14 protein-coding genes, 1 rRNA gene and 1 other annotated feature are annotated in these 17,778 nt (G+C 44.9%); of the genes, 8 read left to right on the top strand and 7 right to left on the bottom strand.

Annotated elements, in window-relative coordinates:
* The 4 genes from CBX98_RS06740 to rluD all read right to left on the bottom strand — a co-directional run.
* Positions 1 to 452, bottom strand: a 16S ribosomal RNA gene (locus tag CBX98_RS06740); the annotation flags it as partial.
* 522 nt (positions 453 to 974) lie between these two features.
* The gene (clpB, locus tag CBX98_RS06730) at positions 975 to 3,548 is read right to left on the bottom strand and encodes an ATP-dependent chaperone ClpB (protein ID WP_005397478.1); all 2,574 of its coding nucleotides are present in this window, start codon (positions 3,546 to 3,548) and stop codon (positions 975 to 977) included.
* Between the two features lie 144 nt (positions 3,549 to 3,692).
* Positions 3,693 to 4,421, bottom strand: a complete 729-nt coding sequence (pgeF, locus tag CBX98_RS06725) for a peptidoglycan editing factor PgeF (RefSeq protein ID WP_074192068.1) — start codon at positions 4,419 to 4,421, stop codon at positions 3,693 to 3,695.
* 1 nt (position 4,422) lies between these two features.
* A complete protein-coding gene (gene rluD, locus CBX98_RS06720) occupies positions 4,423 to 5,400 on the bottom strand; it encodes a 23S rRNA pseudouridine(1911/1915/1917) synthase RluD (protein WP_005385913.1) in 978 nt (325 codons plus the stop codon).
* A gap of 136 nt (positions 5,401 to 5,536) precedes the next feature.
* On the opposite strand from rluD, the gene CBX98_RS06715 reads away from it, so the two are divergent.
* From CBX98_RS06715 to yjjX, 5 genes are all read left to right on the top strand, one after another.
* Entirely contained in the window at positions 5,537 to 6,265 is a 729-nt protein-coding gene (locus CBX98_RS06715; protein WP_006743118.1) for an outer membrane protein assembly factor BamD, read from the top strand.
* A 144-nt stretch (positions 6,266 to 6,409) separates the two neighbouring features.
* Positions 6,410 to 7,891, top strand: a complete 1,482-nt coding sequence (locus CBX98_RS06710; protein WP_347338218.1) for a lytic transglycosylase F — start codon at positions 6,410 to 6,412, stop codon at positions 7,889 to 7,891.
* Positions 7,892 to 8,216: 325 nt separating this feature from the next.
* Positions 8,217 to 8,543 (top strand): ribosome-associated translation inhibitor RaiA, encoded by a 327-nt coding sequence (raiA, locus tag CBX98_RS06705; RefSeq protein ID WP_005397484.1) that lies wholly within the window; start codon positions 8,217 to 8,219, stop codon positions 8,541 to 8,543.
* A 108-nt stretch (positions 8,544 to 8,651) separates the two neighbouring features.
* Positions 8,652 to 8,773: a sequence feature (Phe leader region), on the top strand.
* A 12-nt stretch (positions 8,774 to 8,785) separates the two neighbouring features.
* Positions 8,786 to 9,964, top strand: coding sequence for a prephenate dehydratase (pheA, locus tag CBX98_RS06700; RefSeq protein WP_005397485.1), 1,179 nt, complete (start codon positions 8,786 to 8,788; stop codon positions 9,962 to 9,964).
* Between the two features lie 24 nt (positions 9,965 to 9,988).
* Positions 9,989 to 10,522: an inosine/xanthosine triphosphatase gene (gene yjjX / locus CBX98_RS06695; protein ID WP_005397487.1), complete on the top strand. Its 534-nt coding sequence runs from the start codon at positions 9,989 to 9,991 to the stop codon at positions 10,520 to 10,522.
* A 110-nt stretch (positions 10,523 to 10,632) separates the two neighbouring features.
* Here the strand turns inward: yjjX and trpR are convergent, their stop codons facing one another.
* Complete coding sequence (gene trpR, locus CBX98_RS06690; protein WP_012842123.1) at positions 10,633 to 10,941, bottom strand: trp operon repressor; 309 nt, start codon at positions 10,939 to 10,941, stop codon at positions 10,633 to 10,635.
* Positions 10,942 to 10,954: 13 nt separating this feature from the next.
* Positions 10,955 to 12,892, bottom strand: a complete 1,938-nt coding sequence (gene sltY, locus CBX98_RS06685; protein WP_172605933.1) for a murein transglycosylase — start codon at positions 12,890 to 12,892, stop codon at positions 10,955 to 10,957.
* A 373-nt stretch (positions 12,893 to 13,265) separates the two neighbouring features.
* Here sltY and ettA point away from each other — a divergent pair, with 373 nt between their 5' ends.
* From ettA to CBX98_RS06670, 3 genes are all read left to right on the top strand, one after another.
* The gene (gene ettA, locus CBX98_RS06680; protein WP_005381894.1) at positions 13,266 to 14,933 is read left to right on the top strand and encodes an energy-dependent translational throttle protein EttA; all 1,668 of its coding nucleotides are present in this window, start codon (positions 13,266 to 13,268) and stop codon (positions 14,931 to 14,933) included.
* A 231-nt stretch (positions 14,934 to 15,164) separates the two neighbouring features.
* Positions 15,165 to 15,533 (top strand): PilZ domain-containing protein, encoded by a 369-nt coding sequence (locus CBX98_RS06675; protein WP_012842125.1) that lies wholly within the window; start codon positions 15,165 to 15,167, stop codon positions 15,531 to 15,533.
* 28 nt (positions 15,534 to 15,561) lie between these two features.
* Positions 15,562 to 16,563 carry a M23 family metallopeptidase gene (locus CBX98_RS06670; RefSeq protein ID WP_005397491.1) on the top strand — a complete coding sequence of 334 codons (1,002 nt, stop codon included), beginning with the start codon at positions 15,562 to 15,564 and terminating at the stop codon, positions 16,561 to 16,563.
* Between the two features lie 77 nt (positions 16,564 to 16,640).
* Here the strand turns inward: CBX98_RS06670 and tyrA are convergent, their stop codons facing one another.
* Positions 16,641 to 17,768: a bifunctional chorismate mutase/prephenate dehydrogenase gene (gene tyrA / locus CBX98_RS06665; protein WP_065645177.1), complete on the bottom strand. Its 1,128-nt coding sequence runs from the start codon at positions 17,766 to 17,768 to the stop codon at positions 16,641 to 16,643.
* Between the last annotated feature and the right edge of the window lie 10 nt (positions 17,769 to 17,778).

The following is a 17,778-nucleotide window of genomic DNA, read 5'->3' as shown; positions in this document are numbered from 1 at the left end:
CTGAAAGTGCTTTACAACCCGAAGGCCTTCTTCACACACGCGGCATGGCTGCATCAGGCTTGCGCCCATTGTGCAATATTCCCCACTGCTGCCTCCCGTAGGAGTCTGGACCGTGTCTCAGTTCCAGTGTGGCTGATCATCCTCTCAGACCAGCTAGGGATCGTCGCCTTGGTGAGCCCTTACCTCACCAACTAGCTAATCCCACCTAGGCATATCCTGACGCGAGAGGCCCGAAGGTCCCCCTCTTTGGCCCGTAGGCATCATGCGGTATTAGCCATCGTTTCCAATGGTTATCCCCCACATCAGGGCAATTTCCTAGGCATTACTCACCCGTCCGCCGCTCGACGCCGTTATCGTTCCCCGAAGGTTCAGATAACTCGTTTCCGCTCGACTTGCATGTGTTAGGCCTGCCGCCAGCGTTCAATCTGAGCCATGATCAAACTCTTCAATTTAAGATTTTGTTCGGCTCAATGAATACTGAACATTCCTTTGCTAATAAATAGCTAAAGTAATGTTTGAATTGACTGTGCTGAATCCGAAGATTCAATGGTCACTTCGTATCATTGAAACCTAATTTGAAGCCGAAGCTTCTAATTGGATTATCATCAACGAGTGCCCACACAGATTGATAGGTCTATATTTTTAAAGAGCACACTTTGAACTTCTCTTCAAAGTGGACGGCCATTTTAGCTAGATAACTTATCGTGTCAAACACTTTTTTAAGTTATTTATCTGCGAGTTAATTCTTAACTCACTGGCCTTGTTGTCTAGACGTCGCTTAACTTGCTTTCCCTTGACAACGGAGGCGCATTATAGGGCGTTCATTAAGGAACACAAGTGCATTTAAAAAAAAAACTCACCTTTTTAGTTCATTCGTACAGAAAACAGGCAAGAGGCTCTAAAACATTATAGAAAAGGGGCCAAATGGCCCCTTGAATGTGATTTTTATCTCATTTTTTATTGTATCCGTGCAATTACTGATGGGCACGAATTTGGTCATTAGTAACGATTAGCTGCACTTTCTTGTCTGGAACAATTTCACCAGAAAGAATCGATTTGGCTAATGGGTTCTCGACATTCTGTTGAATTGCGCGTTTTAAAGGACGCGCACCATATACAGGGTCGAAACCAACTTGAGCGATCAAATCGAGTGCTTTGTCAGAAACCTCTAGTTGATATCCTTTTTCTTCTAGTCGTTTCGCCAAACGTTCTAATTGAATAGAAGCGATGGACTTGATGTGCTCTTGACCAAGTGGATGGAACACCACGATTTCGTCAACACGGTTCAAGAACTCAGGACGGAAGTGTTTGCTAACCACATCCATTACTTCACTCTTGATACCTTGATAGTCTAATGTTGCGAAATTCTCTTGGATACGAGATGAACCCAAGTTCGATGTCATGATCACAACCGTATTACGGAAGTCAACAGTACGACCTTGACCATCCGTTAAACGCCCATCATCGAGAACTTGCAGCAGAATGTTAAATACATCCGGATGCGCTTTCTCTACTTCATCTAACAAAATTACCGAATACGGCTTGCGACGAACCGCTTCCGTTAAGTAACCACCCTCTTCATATCCGACATAGCCTGGAGGCGCACCAACCAATCTTGCCACTGAGTGTTTCTCCATGAACTCAGACATGTCGATACGGACCATCGCATCTTCGCTGTCGAACATAAAGCTCGCAAGTGTCTTACAAAGCTCTGTTTTACCTACACCAGTTGGACCTAAGAATAAGAAGGAGCCAATTGGTCGGTTTGGATCAGAAAGCCCAGCTCGACTACGACGAATGGCATTCGATACAACAGAGACTGCTTCGCTTTGCCCTACCACACGATTATGCAGTACGTCTTCCATACGAAGTAGTTTCTCTTTTTCCGCTTCTAGCATCTTGGATACTGGGATGCCAGTTTGCTTAGAAAGTACTTCTGCAATCTCGTTGTCGGTTACTTTATTACGCAATAGTGTCATTTCCTGCATTTCCGCTTGGGTTGCAAGATCTAACTGCTTCTCAAGTTCAGGAATACGACCATATTGAAGTTCCGACATGCGGTTTAGATCACCAGCTCGGCGAGCAAACTCCATATCCATACGAGCTTGTTCAAGCTCAGACTTAATATGTTGAGTGCCAGAAAGTGCGGCTTTTTCTGTATTCCAAACCTCTTCTAGTTCAGCGTACTCACGTTCTTTTTCATTGAGTTCTTCATTAAGCGCTTTCAAACGCTTTTCACTCGCTTCGTCGTGCTCGTTACTAAGCGCCTGTTGCTCAATCTTAAGTTGGATGATTTTACGTTCAAGCTTATCTAATGACTCTGGCTTAGAGTCAATTTGTAAACGAATACTTGAAGCCGCTTCATCAATTAAGTCGATCGCTTTATCTGGCAGCTGACGGTCAGAAACATAACGATGTGACAAACTCGCCGCTGCAACAATCGCTGGGTCAGTAATTTCAACGTGATGATGAAGCTCATAACGCTCCTTCAAGCCACGTAAAATCGCCACGGTATCCTCAACGGTCGGCTCATCCACCAGCACTTTTTGGAAACGACGTTCTAACGCCGCATCTTTTTCGATGTACTGACGATATTCATCCAGTGTTGTTGCGCCAACACAGTGCAGTTCACCACGGGCTAAAGCAGGTTTGAGCATGTTCCCCGCATCCATTGAGCCTTCACCTTTACCCGCACCAACCATAGTGTGGAGCTCGTCGATAAACAGAATGACATTACCTTCTTCTTTAGCGAGTTCATTCAATACCGACTTCAAGCGCTCTTCAAATTCACCACGGTACTTAGCACCAGCAACCAGTGCGCCCATATCTAATGACAGCACGCGGCGACCACGCAAACCTTCTGGCACTTCATTGTTGACAATGCGCTGAGCTAAGCCTTCAACAATTGCGGTCTTACCTACGCCAGGTTCACCGATGATCACAGGGTTGTTTTTAGTACGGCGCTGCAATACTTGGATGGTACGGCGAATTTCATCATCACGGCCGATAACCGGATCCAGTTTGCCCTGTTCTGCTCGCTCGGTAAGGTCAATGGTGAACTTTTCCAATGCTTGGCGAAGCTCTTCTGCATTCGGATCATTAACCTTTTGACCACCTCTGATCTTTTCGATTGCTTGGCTAACTTTTTGCTCTGTTAAACCGATCTCTTTGAGTAATTGCCCCAATGGTCCGCGATCTTCTAAAGCAGCAAGCAGGAAGATTTCAGACGAGATATAGGAGTCTTGACGCTTTTGCGCCACTTTGTCACACAGGTTAAACAACGTGCCCATCGAACTAGAGAGCTGTACATCTCCACCGATGCCACTGACTTTTGGTAATCGATCTAGCATTTCACTCAATTTAGAGCGTAAATGCGTTACGTCCACATCCAGCATAGTAAGCAATGGACGGATTGGACTGCCATTTTGGTCAAGCAAAGCCACCATGAGGTGAACTGGCTCGATATATTGATGATCGCGCCCTAACGCTAGTGATTGAGCATCAGAGATAGCGATTTGAAACTTACTTGTGAATCGATCAAGACGCATATCTACCTTCCTAACCTCAACTAAAGGAAATTCTTTTGACAGTTAGAAAGATGGATACTCAGAGGAGGAATTTCAAGGGAGTGAATGAATAAAGATAGCTTTGCAAAAATAGCACTATGCATCTTGGCACTTTAGTGCTTACAACTAATCTTCAATCCAAATAAAGGTGGCTTGTCGACCAGTTTTACCATCACGGCGATACGAATAAAAAGAGGCTTTATCTTGGTAAGTACAAAGTCCAGAGTCAAACACTTGTGTCACACCAGCTCGATTTAGACGTTGCGTTGCCAGCTTTGACATATCAGCCAACCATTTACCTTTAGCCTCTCGTGGCATAAAAGCTTGATGTGCCAGAGAATCGACATCAACAAAAGCTTGCAGAACATCTTCACCGACTTCAAAAGCTTCAGGCCCAATAGCAGGCCCAAGCCACGCTATCACTTCACCTGAAAACAACGCTAATGCATTTTCGACAATACCATTTGCTAAGCCGCGCCACCCTGCATGAACGGCAGCGACCTGCGTGCCTTGTGTATTAGTCAATAATACAGGTAGACAATCGGCGGTCATCGCTGAACAAACAACATGGCTTGAAGAAGTAAATACACCGTCCGCATCAAGCACTTGTGTTGTTGGTTCATTTGCTTGAGCCACAACGGTTGAATGCGTTTGGTTTAACCAGATTGGCGCATGGGGCATGTTCGCCTGCTGCGCCAACCAAGCTCGGTTCTTCTCTACTAAAGACAAATCATCCCCAACGTGAGTACCTAAATTTAGCCCTTGATAAGGGCCTGTCGAAAAACCGCCTATGCGTGTTGAGGCAAAAGCTTTGACATTTTTAGGCGCACGCCAATTCGGAATGATTGTCTTCATCTTAGAACTCTTCCGGTAAACCGTGCTCTTCCGTATCTTGACGAAGCGCTTCAGTCATCGCCACCATGTCATCAGGCACAGGGGCATGGAACTCAAGTACTTCTCCCGTAATTGGATGTTCAAAGCGTAGCATTACGGCGTGCAATGCTTGGCGATCGAAGCCACGGATCATTGCCGTTAGCTCTTCAGAAGCACCTGTCGGGATGCGAGCACGTCCACCATATGCAATGTCACCGAGCAGCGGATGCTGAAGGTAAGACATGTGCACACGGATCTGGTGCGTACGACCCGTTTCAAGACGCAGACGGATACGTGTGTGTTCGCGGAAACGTTCAGCGACACGGTAGTGCGTTACCGCTGGTTTACCCATTGGTGCTACCGCCATAAGCGTGCGCTTGGTAGAGTGACGACCAATAGGTTGGTCCACTTTACCGCCCGCTGTCATACGACCAATGGCGATCGCTTCGTACTCACGAGTAATATTACGTTTTTGCAGTGCGCGAACCAGACGAGTTTGTGCAGGAACGGTTTTCGCCACCACCATCAGACCCGTTGTGTCTTTATCCAGACGGTGCACAATGCCAGCACGAGGCACTTCTGCGATATCAGGGTAATGATGCAACAACGCATTAAGCACCGTACCATCTGGCGTACCGGCACCTGGGTGAACCACAAAGTCACGAGGCTTATTGATAACGATAATATCGTCATCTTCAAAAACGATATCTAGCGGGATATCTTGCGCTTCCCAGCGTTCTTCATCTTCTAACTCGGCTTGCAATGTAATTTCCTCGCCACCCATTACTTTGGTGCGAGGTTTGGTGACAACTTCACCATTAACTTGAACTTTCCCATCAAGCAGCCACTCTTTCAGGCGCGAGCGAGAGAAGTCCGCGAATAATTCGGCGATAGCTTGGTCTAAACGTTGACCTAACTGGCTATCTTTTACGGTATTTGTTAATACAATCTGCTGAGCCATATCGAACTTTTTTAAAAACTGTGAGACTAATGCTCACGACTGTGAAAAAATAGACTATTACGTCATTGTATCTGTTACTGGAAAGAAAGTAACGGCAGCTTAAGAAATATTTAGATTCAAGGAACAGACTCCTGATATGAAACGTCAGACTTTAACAGGCCTTTTAGCGGTATCCCTTCTGTTTGGATGTGCAAGCAAAGAAGAAATCGTTCCTGATGTGCCGCCTTCGGAACTGTATGCAGACGCACAGATTTCTCTTCAAAGTGGTAATTGGCTTTCTGCAATTGAGAAACTGGAAGCATTAGACTCACGTTACCCATTCGGTGCCTACTCAGAACAGGTGCAGCTTGACCTAATCTATGCGTACTACAAAAACGACGACCTTGCTTTGGGCTTGGCAACCATTTCTCGCTTTATGCGTTTAAACCCAACCCATGAAAAAATGGACTGGGTACTGTACATGCGCGGTCTAAGCCATATGGCGCAAGATCGTAACTTTATGCATGATCTGTTCAGCGTAGATCGAAGCGATCGCGATCCTGAGCCAGTAAAAAAAGCGTTTGATGACTTCAAAAAACTGCTCCAACGCTACCCGAACAGTCCATACGCAGAAGATTCACAAAAACGCATGGTTGCGCTAAAAAACCGCCTAGCGAACTATGACTTAGCGACGGCTGACTTCTACCTCCGCCGTGAAGCCTGGGTAGCTGCAATTAATCGCAGTCAAGAGCTACAAAAAGCATTCCCAGACACAGAAGCGGCACGTAAGTCACTGACTATCCAGCTAGAGGCCTACAAGCAACTCGGTTTGGAAGACGCCGTAGCAAGAACTGAAAAGCTTATCGAGCTCAACCCTGTGAAGTAACTGAGCCGCTTCAAACTAAACCGCCACCGTTTTTACCGTGGCGGTTTTTTATTACCCGCAATAGCGTGCTCTGCCCTTGCTTGATGATCTACGGGGCTCTACATATGCTTAAAGTTCCCCTCCCCTTTATAAAAGGATGTGAACGTGACGATACCTAAGCTATGCGCAGTTATGCTGCTCTTATTGTCTGCTTCCGTTTGCGCACTGCAAATATCACCACTCAAGCAACCTCCTTACACTGGGGATCTCGATGTTATTAAAGAGAAGAATGTTTTACGTGTCCTCGTTTCTGCTGATCTAGGCTTCTATTACATTGAAGGCGGTACACCAAAAGGAATAGGTGCAGAACTCCTGGCGCATTTCGAAAAAGACCTTCGTAAGCTCAAACCGAAACTTAACGTACAAATTATTCCTCTAGCCCGTGACCAACTTCTGCCAGCCTTAGAAAATGGCTCCGGTGATCTAGTCGTCGCCAATCTGACCATTACCAACACACGTAAACAGAAAGTCGATTTTAGTTCACCCATTCTTACTGGTATTGACGAGTGGATAGTCACGAACAAAAGCACACCAGCCATGACTAACATTGAGCAACTGAGCGGCAAAGAGGTTTGGGTACGTGCCAGTTCTAGCTACTTTGAGAGTATTCAAGCACTAAATAAGAAGCTAAATAAAAAAGGCTTACCACCCGTTGTCGTACATTTTATTGAAGAAACACTGCAAGACTACGAACTGGTTGGGATGCTCAATAACGGCTACGTCAAAGCCATTGTTCTCGATAGTCATAAAGCCAAACTTTGGCTTAAAGTGATGGATGATATTCGAGCTCACCCAGAAATCCCTATTAGTGAAAATGGTAAAATCGCTTGGGCAATGCGGGAAAACAGCCCAAGTTTGAAAGCCGTCGTGAACAAGTTTATTCAGAAATCTCGTTCTGGGACACTGCTCGGTAACGTCATTTACGGAAAATACATCGATAACACAGGTTGGCTAAACAAAGCCCTTAACCCCAACAAAATTGCTCAACTAGAAAAGCTTGCTACGTTGTTTTCACGCTATGGTGAGAAGTACGATATCGACTATTTACTGATCGCAGCCGTCGCTTATAAAGAGTCCGGCTTTAATAACGACCTCGTTGGAAGTCGAGGTGCAGTCGGCATAATGCAAGTTCTACCCAGCACGGCTCGAGACCCTAATATCAATATCAAAAACGTTCGGCAGCTAGAAAACAATATTCATGCTGGCGTGAAGTATTTAGCATTTTTGCGTAAACAGTACTTCAGTGATCCTGCTATTACGGCGGAAAATAAACTCTACTTTACCTTAGCGGCTTACAATGCTGGCCCCGGGAATGTAGAACGAATTCGTAAACGTGCAGCCCAGCAAGGCTACGATCCTAATATTTGGTTCAATAACGTGGAAGTCGTTATGCGGAAAAGTTTAAGCTCAACGGTTGGGTACGTCACAAGCATTAATCGCTATTACGTTATATACAAACAGCTAGAAAGTTTGGACCAAGTCAAAAGTCTAGAGCGGGTATCACTGGCTCCAAAGGATCCCTTCTTCATGATACCGCTACGAAAAGTCAGTCAAACGCCAGACACAAAAAAGCCGCTTGTACAATAAGCGGCTTTGTAAATAAATTCGTCTGAGAGACTCAGTGACTGTCATCACACTTTACGTATAGTTAAATTTTAACCACCTCTAATATTAGGCCGTAAAACTTCCCTAAAAACGAAGACGTTTTCAGCTGAGTACTCTATCCAATCTACGGATTTACTAACCGATAACAAGCAATTTCACGATAAATCTCAGCAGATCTTGAGTGAGATCACATTCATTTTTCATCATAAAAAACCCGAACAAAATAATGATCTGAGTCACATTTTTTTATACTTAAAGCGGTAATCTGAACTCAACCCATGAGGGATGCAACAGAGGAAAAACACTTATGACAATGAATATCACTGGCAAAAACATCGAAATCACCTCTGCAATCCGAGCTCATATTGAGAGCAAGTTTAAAAAACTGGAGAAATGGCAAGTAGACCTAATTGGTTGCCAAGCAACTTTCAGTGAGGAACCAAACAAACAGAAGAAATTCGAAGCGGTTATTAAAGTTCCTAAAGGCCAGCTCATTGCCTCAGCAACTCACGAAGATCTTTACGCAGCTATCAACGAAGTGGAGCAAAAACTAGAACGACAATTGAACAAGCTGACCCACAAACCTGAAGCTCGCCGAGCGAATAAGCCAGAGCTAGTGGAAGAAGAAGAGTAAACTGACCAGATTGAGGAAATAGCGCCGAAAGGCGCTATTTTTTTGCTTGACGCTCTCCCCCGCCTTGCTTATTGTGTTTAAACACTCATAAATTAAGCACTATTTATGCATTTAACCTCACTGTTTATTTTTGACTTCTTTTTCCTCCCATAGTCGGAGAGGCGAACTCGTTTGTGAAAGAAAAGTCAAAAACAAACAGAAAGCCTCCCAAATCGGGAGGCTTTTTTATAAGGAAAGAATTGATGACTGACCAACCTATTTCCCTCGAAGAAATTCGTTTGCGCTTGAATGAGCTGGATGACCAACTTCTCAGCTTATTGTCTGAGCGCCGTAAACTCAGCATTGAAGTAGCCAAAAGTAAAGTACAAACCTCAAAACCCGTTCGTGATGCCGTTCGAGAACAACAACTATTAGTTAAGCTGATTTCTAATGGCCGAGATAAATACGAACTCGACGCGCAGTACATCACTAAACTATTCCATACCATCATTGAAGACTCTGTGCTTCTTCAGCAAAGTTACCTGCAAAACCTCGTTAACCCGCAACAAAGTCGTAAGCCACTTGCTCGCGTCGCTTTCTTAGGAGCCAAAGGCTCTTACTCGCACTTGGCAAGCCGCGAATACTTCAGCCGTAAAAATACAGAACTTATCGAGCTCAACTGCGAACACTTCAAAGAAGTGACTCAAACAGTAGAATCGGGCCATGCTGATTATGGTGTTCTGCCTATCGAAAACACCAGTTCAGGCTCTATTAATGAAGTGTACGACCTACTACAACACACGACGCTGTACATCGTTGGAGAGCTAACTCAACCAATCGAGCACTGCTTGGTTGCGAAAAAAGACATTCGTCTGGAAAACATTAAAACGCTGTATTCACATCCTCAGCCACACCAACAGTGCAGTGAGTTTTTAAGCCGTATGAAAGGTGTAAAACTGGAGTCTTGCGCCAGCACGGCAGATGCAATGCAGAAAGTTCAAGAGATGGATCGTGATGATGTTGCTGCAATTGGTAATGCATCAAGCGGTAAGCTATACGGCTTGCAAGCAATTCAAGGCAACATCGCAAACCAAACTGAGAACCATACTCGTTTTATCGTGGTTGCTCGCAAACCAGTTGAGGTTTCAACTCAGATTCCAGCAAAAACCACCTTGATCATGTCGACCTCCCAAGAGGCTGGCTCATTGGTTGAAACACTATTAGTGCTGCAACGTTACGGCATCAATATGACCAAGCTAGAATCACGTCCAATTATGGGGAACCCATGGGAAGAGATGTTCTACGTAGACTTGGAATCTCATCTTGCTTCGACAGAAATGCAACAGGCACTAGAAGAGCTAACTAAAATCACTAAACACTTGAAAGTATTAGGCTGTTACCCTAGTGAGAACGTAAAGCCTACCCAAGTAAAATTGAGTTAATAGACACCAGTGAGTAAAAAGATCATGGCAACCCAAAAAGTCGTAATCGCATCGCTAAACCCAGCTAAAATTAATGCCGTTCAAAGTGCATTTAACAGTGCATTTCCGCACCAAGAGTTCAACTTCGTCGGCGTCAGTGTACCTAGTGAAGTCGCAGATCAACCTATGACTGATGAAGAAACTCATCGCGGTGCACTAAACCGCGTTAAAAACGCAAAAGTAGAGATGCCAAACGCGGATTACTATGTCGGACTTGAAGCGGGAATTGAAACAAACGTGACGTTTGCGTGGATGGTTATTGAGTCGAATACTCACCGCGGTGAATCTCGCTCTGCGAGCTTAATGCTGCCGCCCAAAGTATTGGAAAAACTCGAGCATGCGAATGAGCTGGGAGATGTCATGGATGAGGTGTTTGGTACCGAGAACATCAAACAGAAAGGTGGTGCCATCAGCCTGCTCACCCAAAACCAGCTGACTCGAAGTTCGGTTTACCATCAAGCCTTGATTCTGGCTCTGATTCCATTCACAAACCCTGAGCACTTCCCTTCAAATTTATAACGCTCATCCTATTCGCTAGGTACGAAAAAGGGCGGATATTTCCGCCCTTTTTAACACGTTATCTTAACCACTTGTGATACCAATACCTAAAAGCGAATAGGAATCACTGGCTACTTAGATACCGCAACTTGCTCTAACAAAACCTTGAGTTTGTCTTTCTCTTCATCAGATTTAGACTTTAACTCGTTAGAGCCACGAGTAATAGTGGCAATACCCACGCCAAGCATCTGGCTGATCTGGCGTTGAGATAATTCTCCTTTAAGAAGCTCGTTAATAATATTAACGCGTGATATTAATGATTCTCTCTCATCACGTGACATCAGCATGGTTAGCAGCATGTCATCTTGCTCACTGTCCATGCTAGTTCGAATTAGCTCAATAATCTGTTGCCAGTCTTTGTACTCGGGTTCGTGCGACATCAAGTTACCTCACTCAATACTTGGTATTGATCTCATGTTGATTCAAGAACGCGCCATCGATACCCAAAAGATCACGGTAATATGTTTCAAACATCAGGATGTTTTGTACATAACCGCGTGTCTCTCTAAATGGAATTGCCTCAATAAAGGCATAAGCATCCACTTTTCCTTGGGTACGCTCTCGCCACGTTTTTACTCTGTTAGGACCTGCATTATAAGCAGCAAGAGCAAAAATACGATTATTATCGTAATCCTCTAATAAGCCTTGCAAATAATGGCTACCAATTTCGATGTTTTTTCCCACATTGTAGAGATCCTGCGTACCTTGATAACTCAACTTATATTTACGTGCCGTGTACTTTGCTGTAGCGGGCATGATCTGCATAAGACCACGAGCACCAACTGGAGAACGGGCTTCGACATCCAACGCACTTTCCTGTCGAGCCAGGGACATCATCGTCACGGGATCTATGTTGTGTTTTTTTGCATAAAAGTTAAACCACCAGCGATGCGCAATCGGGAACCTCAGTTCGATATTATCCCACATCTGCGCTTGGATACTCGCGGTCACCGTTAGGTTATGCCAACGCTTAGAAGACGCATAAGCCGCCAACATCGCCTTTTCATCTTTCCCTACGCGGCGCAATAAATGTGCCCATTCACTTTTCGCTGCTGCGATTTTATCCGTCGCGATCAACTCTTCAATACGAACTAACGAGTCTTGGTAGGGTTGAACCACTCGCTTATCAAACTTAACCGTATGCGTAGGGTATTTGATTGATTGTCCAATCGCATTAGCGGCTGCCACACTATAAAAGTTTCGCTGCCCGACCAAAGTCGCTAAACGCTGTTTCCCTGCGATGTCATCACCTAACGCAATTTCACTTCGTCCAAGCCAGTATTGCCAGCGAAGCGACGCTTGCTCTTCTTTATTGAGAACGGCAATCCACTCTTGTACGCCCTTCCAATCCGCGTTCTGAATCGCTAAGCGAATGCGAGTTTCAATGAGCGGTAAGTACTGGCTGGTTTTCGTTTTATCATCGCGCCACTTAGCTAGTGACTCAGACTCAGTACGGGTCAATCGAAATGCGATATAGTCAGCCAGGGCTTGCGCCTTTTCTGGAGAAAACTTCTGCCCTTTAATGACGGCATCATACGCACTCTGCGCTTGACTGGTATTCATGCGAGCTAGCTTTTCCAACGCATATTCGCTTTGCGCTCGATTAAAATCATTAGCCGGTTTTTTCTTCGCGAACTCCGCAACGCTTGAAGGGTTATCAAACAACGCCTTCATTTTTTTCGCTTGTTGCCTTGCCTGCGAGGATTTAGGCAATTTAAGTAAGTAACTCATCAAACTGCCATTACGTGCATCAAACGCCAGTAGCATACGCTGGAGAATTAATTCATCAGTACGTTCACCGGCCTTGTCCCATGCTGCGAATAATGGATCGCACTCATCGGCAATACTTCTGCCACGCAACCACATATGCTCAGCCCCTTTAAACGCGGCGACTTTCTTACCTTGCTCTAACTGAGCCACGTAGAAAATACATTGGTAACGCTCGCCACTTGGAATGACTTTTTGAAACTCAGTAATGGTTTTCCAATCTTTTTGCTTATAAAGATGGTTGAGGTATGGAGCGCGAACACGACGAGAAAAAGGAAACGACTCGTACTCCGAAATAAATTCGTTCACCTGCTGTGGCGATTTTTCCGGTAACTGTCTAATAAATGTTCGGTAGTCCACATAAGGCGTCAGTGGATAGTCAGAAATTTTAGGACGGATCGAAAGGTATCCGTCGATGTCATTTTTATCTAATAAATCTTGAGCTTGCTCATAAACTTCACGCTGCTTTTCCAAGCTCAGCGCGGCATTAGCACTCAAACTCATCGCACACAGCGCGGCTGCGCAGCATACGTTTTTAGCCAATTCAGATACGTTGAATCTCATTTGTGTCATTTTCCCCAGACATATACTGCCCCAAAGCCTCGTTTTGTTAGCGTTCATGTGATGTTAAGGCAATTTTCACACATGCATCTATTTACACAGAATGCAGATGTCCATGTAAAGCAACTTAGTGTATTAAAAATTGTACTCGTGAAACTTTTAAGACGATGGAGACAAGGAGTTCCTAACTTGTGCAGAAAGCACTTCGTCATTTATAACGAATAACAAAAGTGTATACCCTAACCGTGTAAGTTTCCGGTCAGCTCAAAATAAGAAATCCATTCGAAAGGGAAATTCTTGCAATGCGGTAACAAAAACAAAGCACTTGGTATAAAATGATGGGTTTGAATGACAGTTAATTTAGGAACGATCGGCAATGGCTGAATACGTATATACCATGTCGCGGGTGAGCAAGATTGTGCCACCTAAGCGTCAAATTCTTAAAGACATCTCTCTGAGCTTCTTCCCTGGTGCGAAAATCGGTGTTTTAGGTCTGAACGGTGCAGGTAAATCCACACTGCTACGTATCATGGCAGGTATCGACACGGATATCGACGGTGAAGCGCGTCCACAACCTGGTCTAAACGTAGGCTACCTACCCCAGGAGCCAGTATTAGACGAATCAAAAACCGTTCGTGAAGTTGTTGAAGAAGCGGTTGCTGACGTTGCTGACGCACTGAAACGTTTGGATGCGGTCTATGCGGCTTACGCAGAACCAGATGCAGACTTCGACGCACTTGCAAAAGAGCAAGGCGAACTTGAAGCTCTGATCCAAGCGAAAGATGGTCACAACCTAGAAAACGCACTTGAGCGAGCTGCAAACGCACTTCGTTTACCTGAATGGGACCAAAAAATTGCGCACCTATCAGGTGGTGAACGCCGCCGTGTCGCTATTTGTCGCCTGCTACTTTCTAAGCCAGACATGCTGCTGCTTGATGAGCCTACCAACCACCTAGATGCAGAATCTGTCGCTTGGCTAGAGCGCTTCTTAGTAGATTACACAGGTACTGTAGTCGCTATCACCCACGACCGTTACTTCCTAGATAACGCCGCGGGTTGGATCTTAGAGCTTGACCGTGGTGAAGGTATCCCATGGGAAGGTAACTACACCTCATGGTTGGAGCAAAAAGACGCTCGTCTACAACAAGAAGCATCTCAAGAAAGTGCTCGTCAAAAAACCATCGAGAAAGAACTTGAATGGGTACGTAAAAACCCTAAAGGTCGTCAAGCGAAATCAAAAGCACGTATGGCACGCTTTGAAGAACTGCAAAGCTCTGATCACCAAAAACGTAACGAAACCAATGAACTGTTTATCCCGCCAGGTGAGCGCCTAGGTGATAAAGTTATTGAAGTGAAGAACCTAACGAAGTCATTTGACGGCCGTGTTCTCATTGATGACCTATCATTCAGCATCCCTAAAGGTGCGATTGTTGGTATCATCGGTGCGAACGGCGCAGGTAAATCGACCCTATTCAAGATGTTAAGTGGTACTGAACAACCAGATTCAGGCACAATTGAAATGGGTGATACAGTAAAACTAGCATCGGTCGATCAGTTCCGTGACAGCATGGACGATTCTAAAACCGTATTCCAAGAGATTTCTGAAGGCGCTGATATCATTAAGATCAACAACTTCGAAATCCCAGCTCGCGCATACTGTTCACGCTTTAACTTTAAAGGCAGCGACCAACAAAAAATCATTGGTGAGCTATCAGGTGGTGAGCGTAACCGTGTCCACCTTGCGAAACTGCTTAAAGCGGGCGGTAACGTGTTACTACTCGACGAACCGACCAACGACCTTGACGTGGAAACACTGCGTGCTCTAGAAGAAGCACTACTAGAGTTCCCTGGTTGTGCAATGGTTATCTCGCACGACCGTTGGTTCCTTGACCGTATCGCGACCCACATCATTGACTACCGTGACGAAGGCCAAGTTAACTTCTACGAAGGTAACTACACCGAGTACATGGACTGGTTGAAGAAAACGTTGGGCCCTGAAGCCGCAGAACCACACCGCATCAAATACAAGCGTATTGCGAAGTAATCGTAACCCGCAAAGTTTGATTGTAATTTGTACAAAGGCCGCTATCATAGCGGCCTTTGTTTTCTTTGTTATAAAAAAGAGCTCATTAGCCCGTCTCGTTCGTTAAGAACATGACATTGCACTTACGTCACTCTGTAGCGACCTCGACACTTTTCAAACAGCAATCGAACATTTTTTGTTCGCATTGATATACTATTCAATTCTGTTTGAAGACATGACGAGAAAATGCACATGGCAGAGAGACGACGCTTTTCACGCATTCTCCATCAAGCGCCAGCGAAGGTAGAACAACGTGACTTGGCAATTGAAGCTAGGATTCAAGATCTTTCCTTACATGGTTTACTCATGAAAGTGGAAGAGACTGAGGCTTTGGATCCAGCCCTTCCAGCCCATGTTACTTTTTCATTTGATCAATCCGAACAAGTGATTACGTTAAAAGCGCAAATTGTGGATGTTTCTAAGTGTGAGATTAGGTTAAAGATCATCAAGATAGACATCGAGAGCATTAGCCAACTAAAACGATTTATAGAATTGAATGTAGGCAATAACGACCTTCTGAACCGAGAGTTAGAACATCTCTCTGATTTAGGAGAAAAATAAATGAACGCCTATTTAAGTAACAATAACTATGTCTAAAAAAATCATCATGCAGATCCCGACGAAAGACGGCGATCAGCAGTTCTATTTGGGCCGCAGTTCGGTCCTAGCAGTATTTGCTTCGGTATTGGCATTACCCGCCGTCGTTGGTGGCGCGTGGTATCTCAATCAACAGCAGATACACAATAAAGACGAACTAACACAAACCATCGCCAAACTAGAAAGTGAAAAGGCCGAAATCACCGCGCTTTATGAAGAGCAGCTTGATACCAACCACTCGCTTTCTCAGTCATTGACCGATAAAAACAATCAAATTCAGCTATTAGGAAAACGGGTATTCGACGTCGAATCGGTTCTAGGTCTCGCTGACGAAGAGCTGATGATCGATGAAAACAACATGGCGTTAGAAGAGCGAATTGATGCAGCAGCTATCGATTCCGCGGTTCGAGCAACCATGTTTCGTTTGATTCCAAATGATAGCCCAGTGACATACCAACGTATTTCTTCTTCCTATGGCAGTCGCATTAATCCTATTTCAGGTAAACGACACGTTCATACTGGTATCGATCTTACCTGTAAACGAGGAGAAGAAATCCTCGCACCTGCAGACGGAGTGGTGGAAACCGTTCGCCCGAGTAATCGTGGCTATGGCAACTATGTCACTATTCGTCACTCATTTGGCTTTATGAGCTCCTTTGCTCACTTACAACGCTTTAAAGTGAAAAGCGGCCAATTTGTCAGTAAAGGCGATGTGATTGCTCAATGTGGTAGTTCAGGTAATTCCACTGGCCCGCACCTGCATTACGAGGTTCGCTTTCTCGGGCGAGCACTCAACCCTCAATACTTGATGGAGTGGACACCTGAAAACTTCAATTATGTATTTGAAAAAGAGAAAAAAGTGAAATGGGGCCCTTTAGTTCAATTGATTGATAATGTCGTGCGTCTGCAAGTCAATTTAACCAACTCCCCCTATCGCGACACCAGTATCAATACAGTATCAAGTGAAGATACCAGCAATACCGCGACTAACTGATTTATCTCTCGACACAAAAAAGAGCAGCGTAAGCTGCTCTTTTCGTTTCGGGCTCCACACGGATAGATAACCCGCGATTAACCGCGATGAATATTATCATTCGCCTGTTTGAGTAAGTTTTGGCTCTCATTCATAAATTGTTGTGAATAATCACCAAACCACTCACTCACCTGCTCAAAGCTTTCGACAAATTTGGCTTTATCTTTGCTATCCAAAATCGCAAGTGCTTCGCCGAAGCGTTGGTGGAATCGCTTAATCATGTCGATGTTTTCTTGCGATGAGAGAATAATGTCACCGTAGAGGTTTGGATCCTGACCAAACAGACGCCCTACCATCGCCAACTCCAGGCGGTAGATTGGTGAGCTCAACTTTAACAGTTGCTCAATGTTCGGGTTCTCTTTGCTTAGATGCATGCCGTAAGCAAATGAGGTGAAGTGACGCAGCGCTTGGATTAACGTCATGCCATGATCGTGCTCTTGCGCATCAATCTGGCACAAGCTCGCGCCCCAAATACCAAACTGTTGCAGCAACCATTGGTATTGATCATTTCCACGCCCATCACAGTACACAATCACCTGCTTGGCAAGGCTCGGCACATCTGGACCAAACATTGGGTGTAAACCAACCACCGGTCCTTGGTGCACATTCAACATTGCTTGCAGTGGCTTAGATTTTATAGAAGTCAGGTCACACAGAATACAGTCTTGTGGCAGATTACCTAGCTTTTCAATCACACCTTCTGTTAGGTGAATTGGCACAGTAACCACCACCAGGCCCGCATCTTTTAGGATGTCATCCGCACGCTCCCAGTCTTTGCTACCAAGCACTTTGACTTGATAACCAGATAGCTTGAACATACGTCCAAACAGGCCGCCTAACTGGCCATTACCACCAATAATGACAACTGAGCGTAATTCAGGGTTCAAACACTTAAAACCGGAGTCTTTTTCACTGGCATAAGACTCACGCATGGTACGACGCAGAATATCTTCAATAAGCTGTGGAGGAATTCCCATTTTCTCAGCTTCTGCTCGGCGAGAAGCCAGCATCGCCGCTTCACGATCAGGGGCATAAATAGGCAAACCATGTTCGCTTTTTACTTCCCCAACTTTCTCTACGAGCGCTAAACGCTGAGCCAATAGCTCCAACATTTGCTTGTCGACTGCATCAATCTGATCGCGTAATGCGTTAAGTTCAACTGCCATTGATGTTCCT

It is taken from the genome of Vibrio sp. T9, assembly GCF_003123985.1.
Taxonomy (GTDB): domain Bacteria; phylum Pseudomonadota; class Gammaproteobacteria; order Enterobacterales; family Vibrionaceae; genus Vibrio; species Vibrio diabolicus.
Note: the sequence above shows the minus strand (reverse complement) of the source record. Positions and strands in the feature narration are given on the sequence as shown.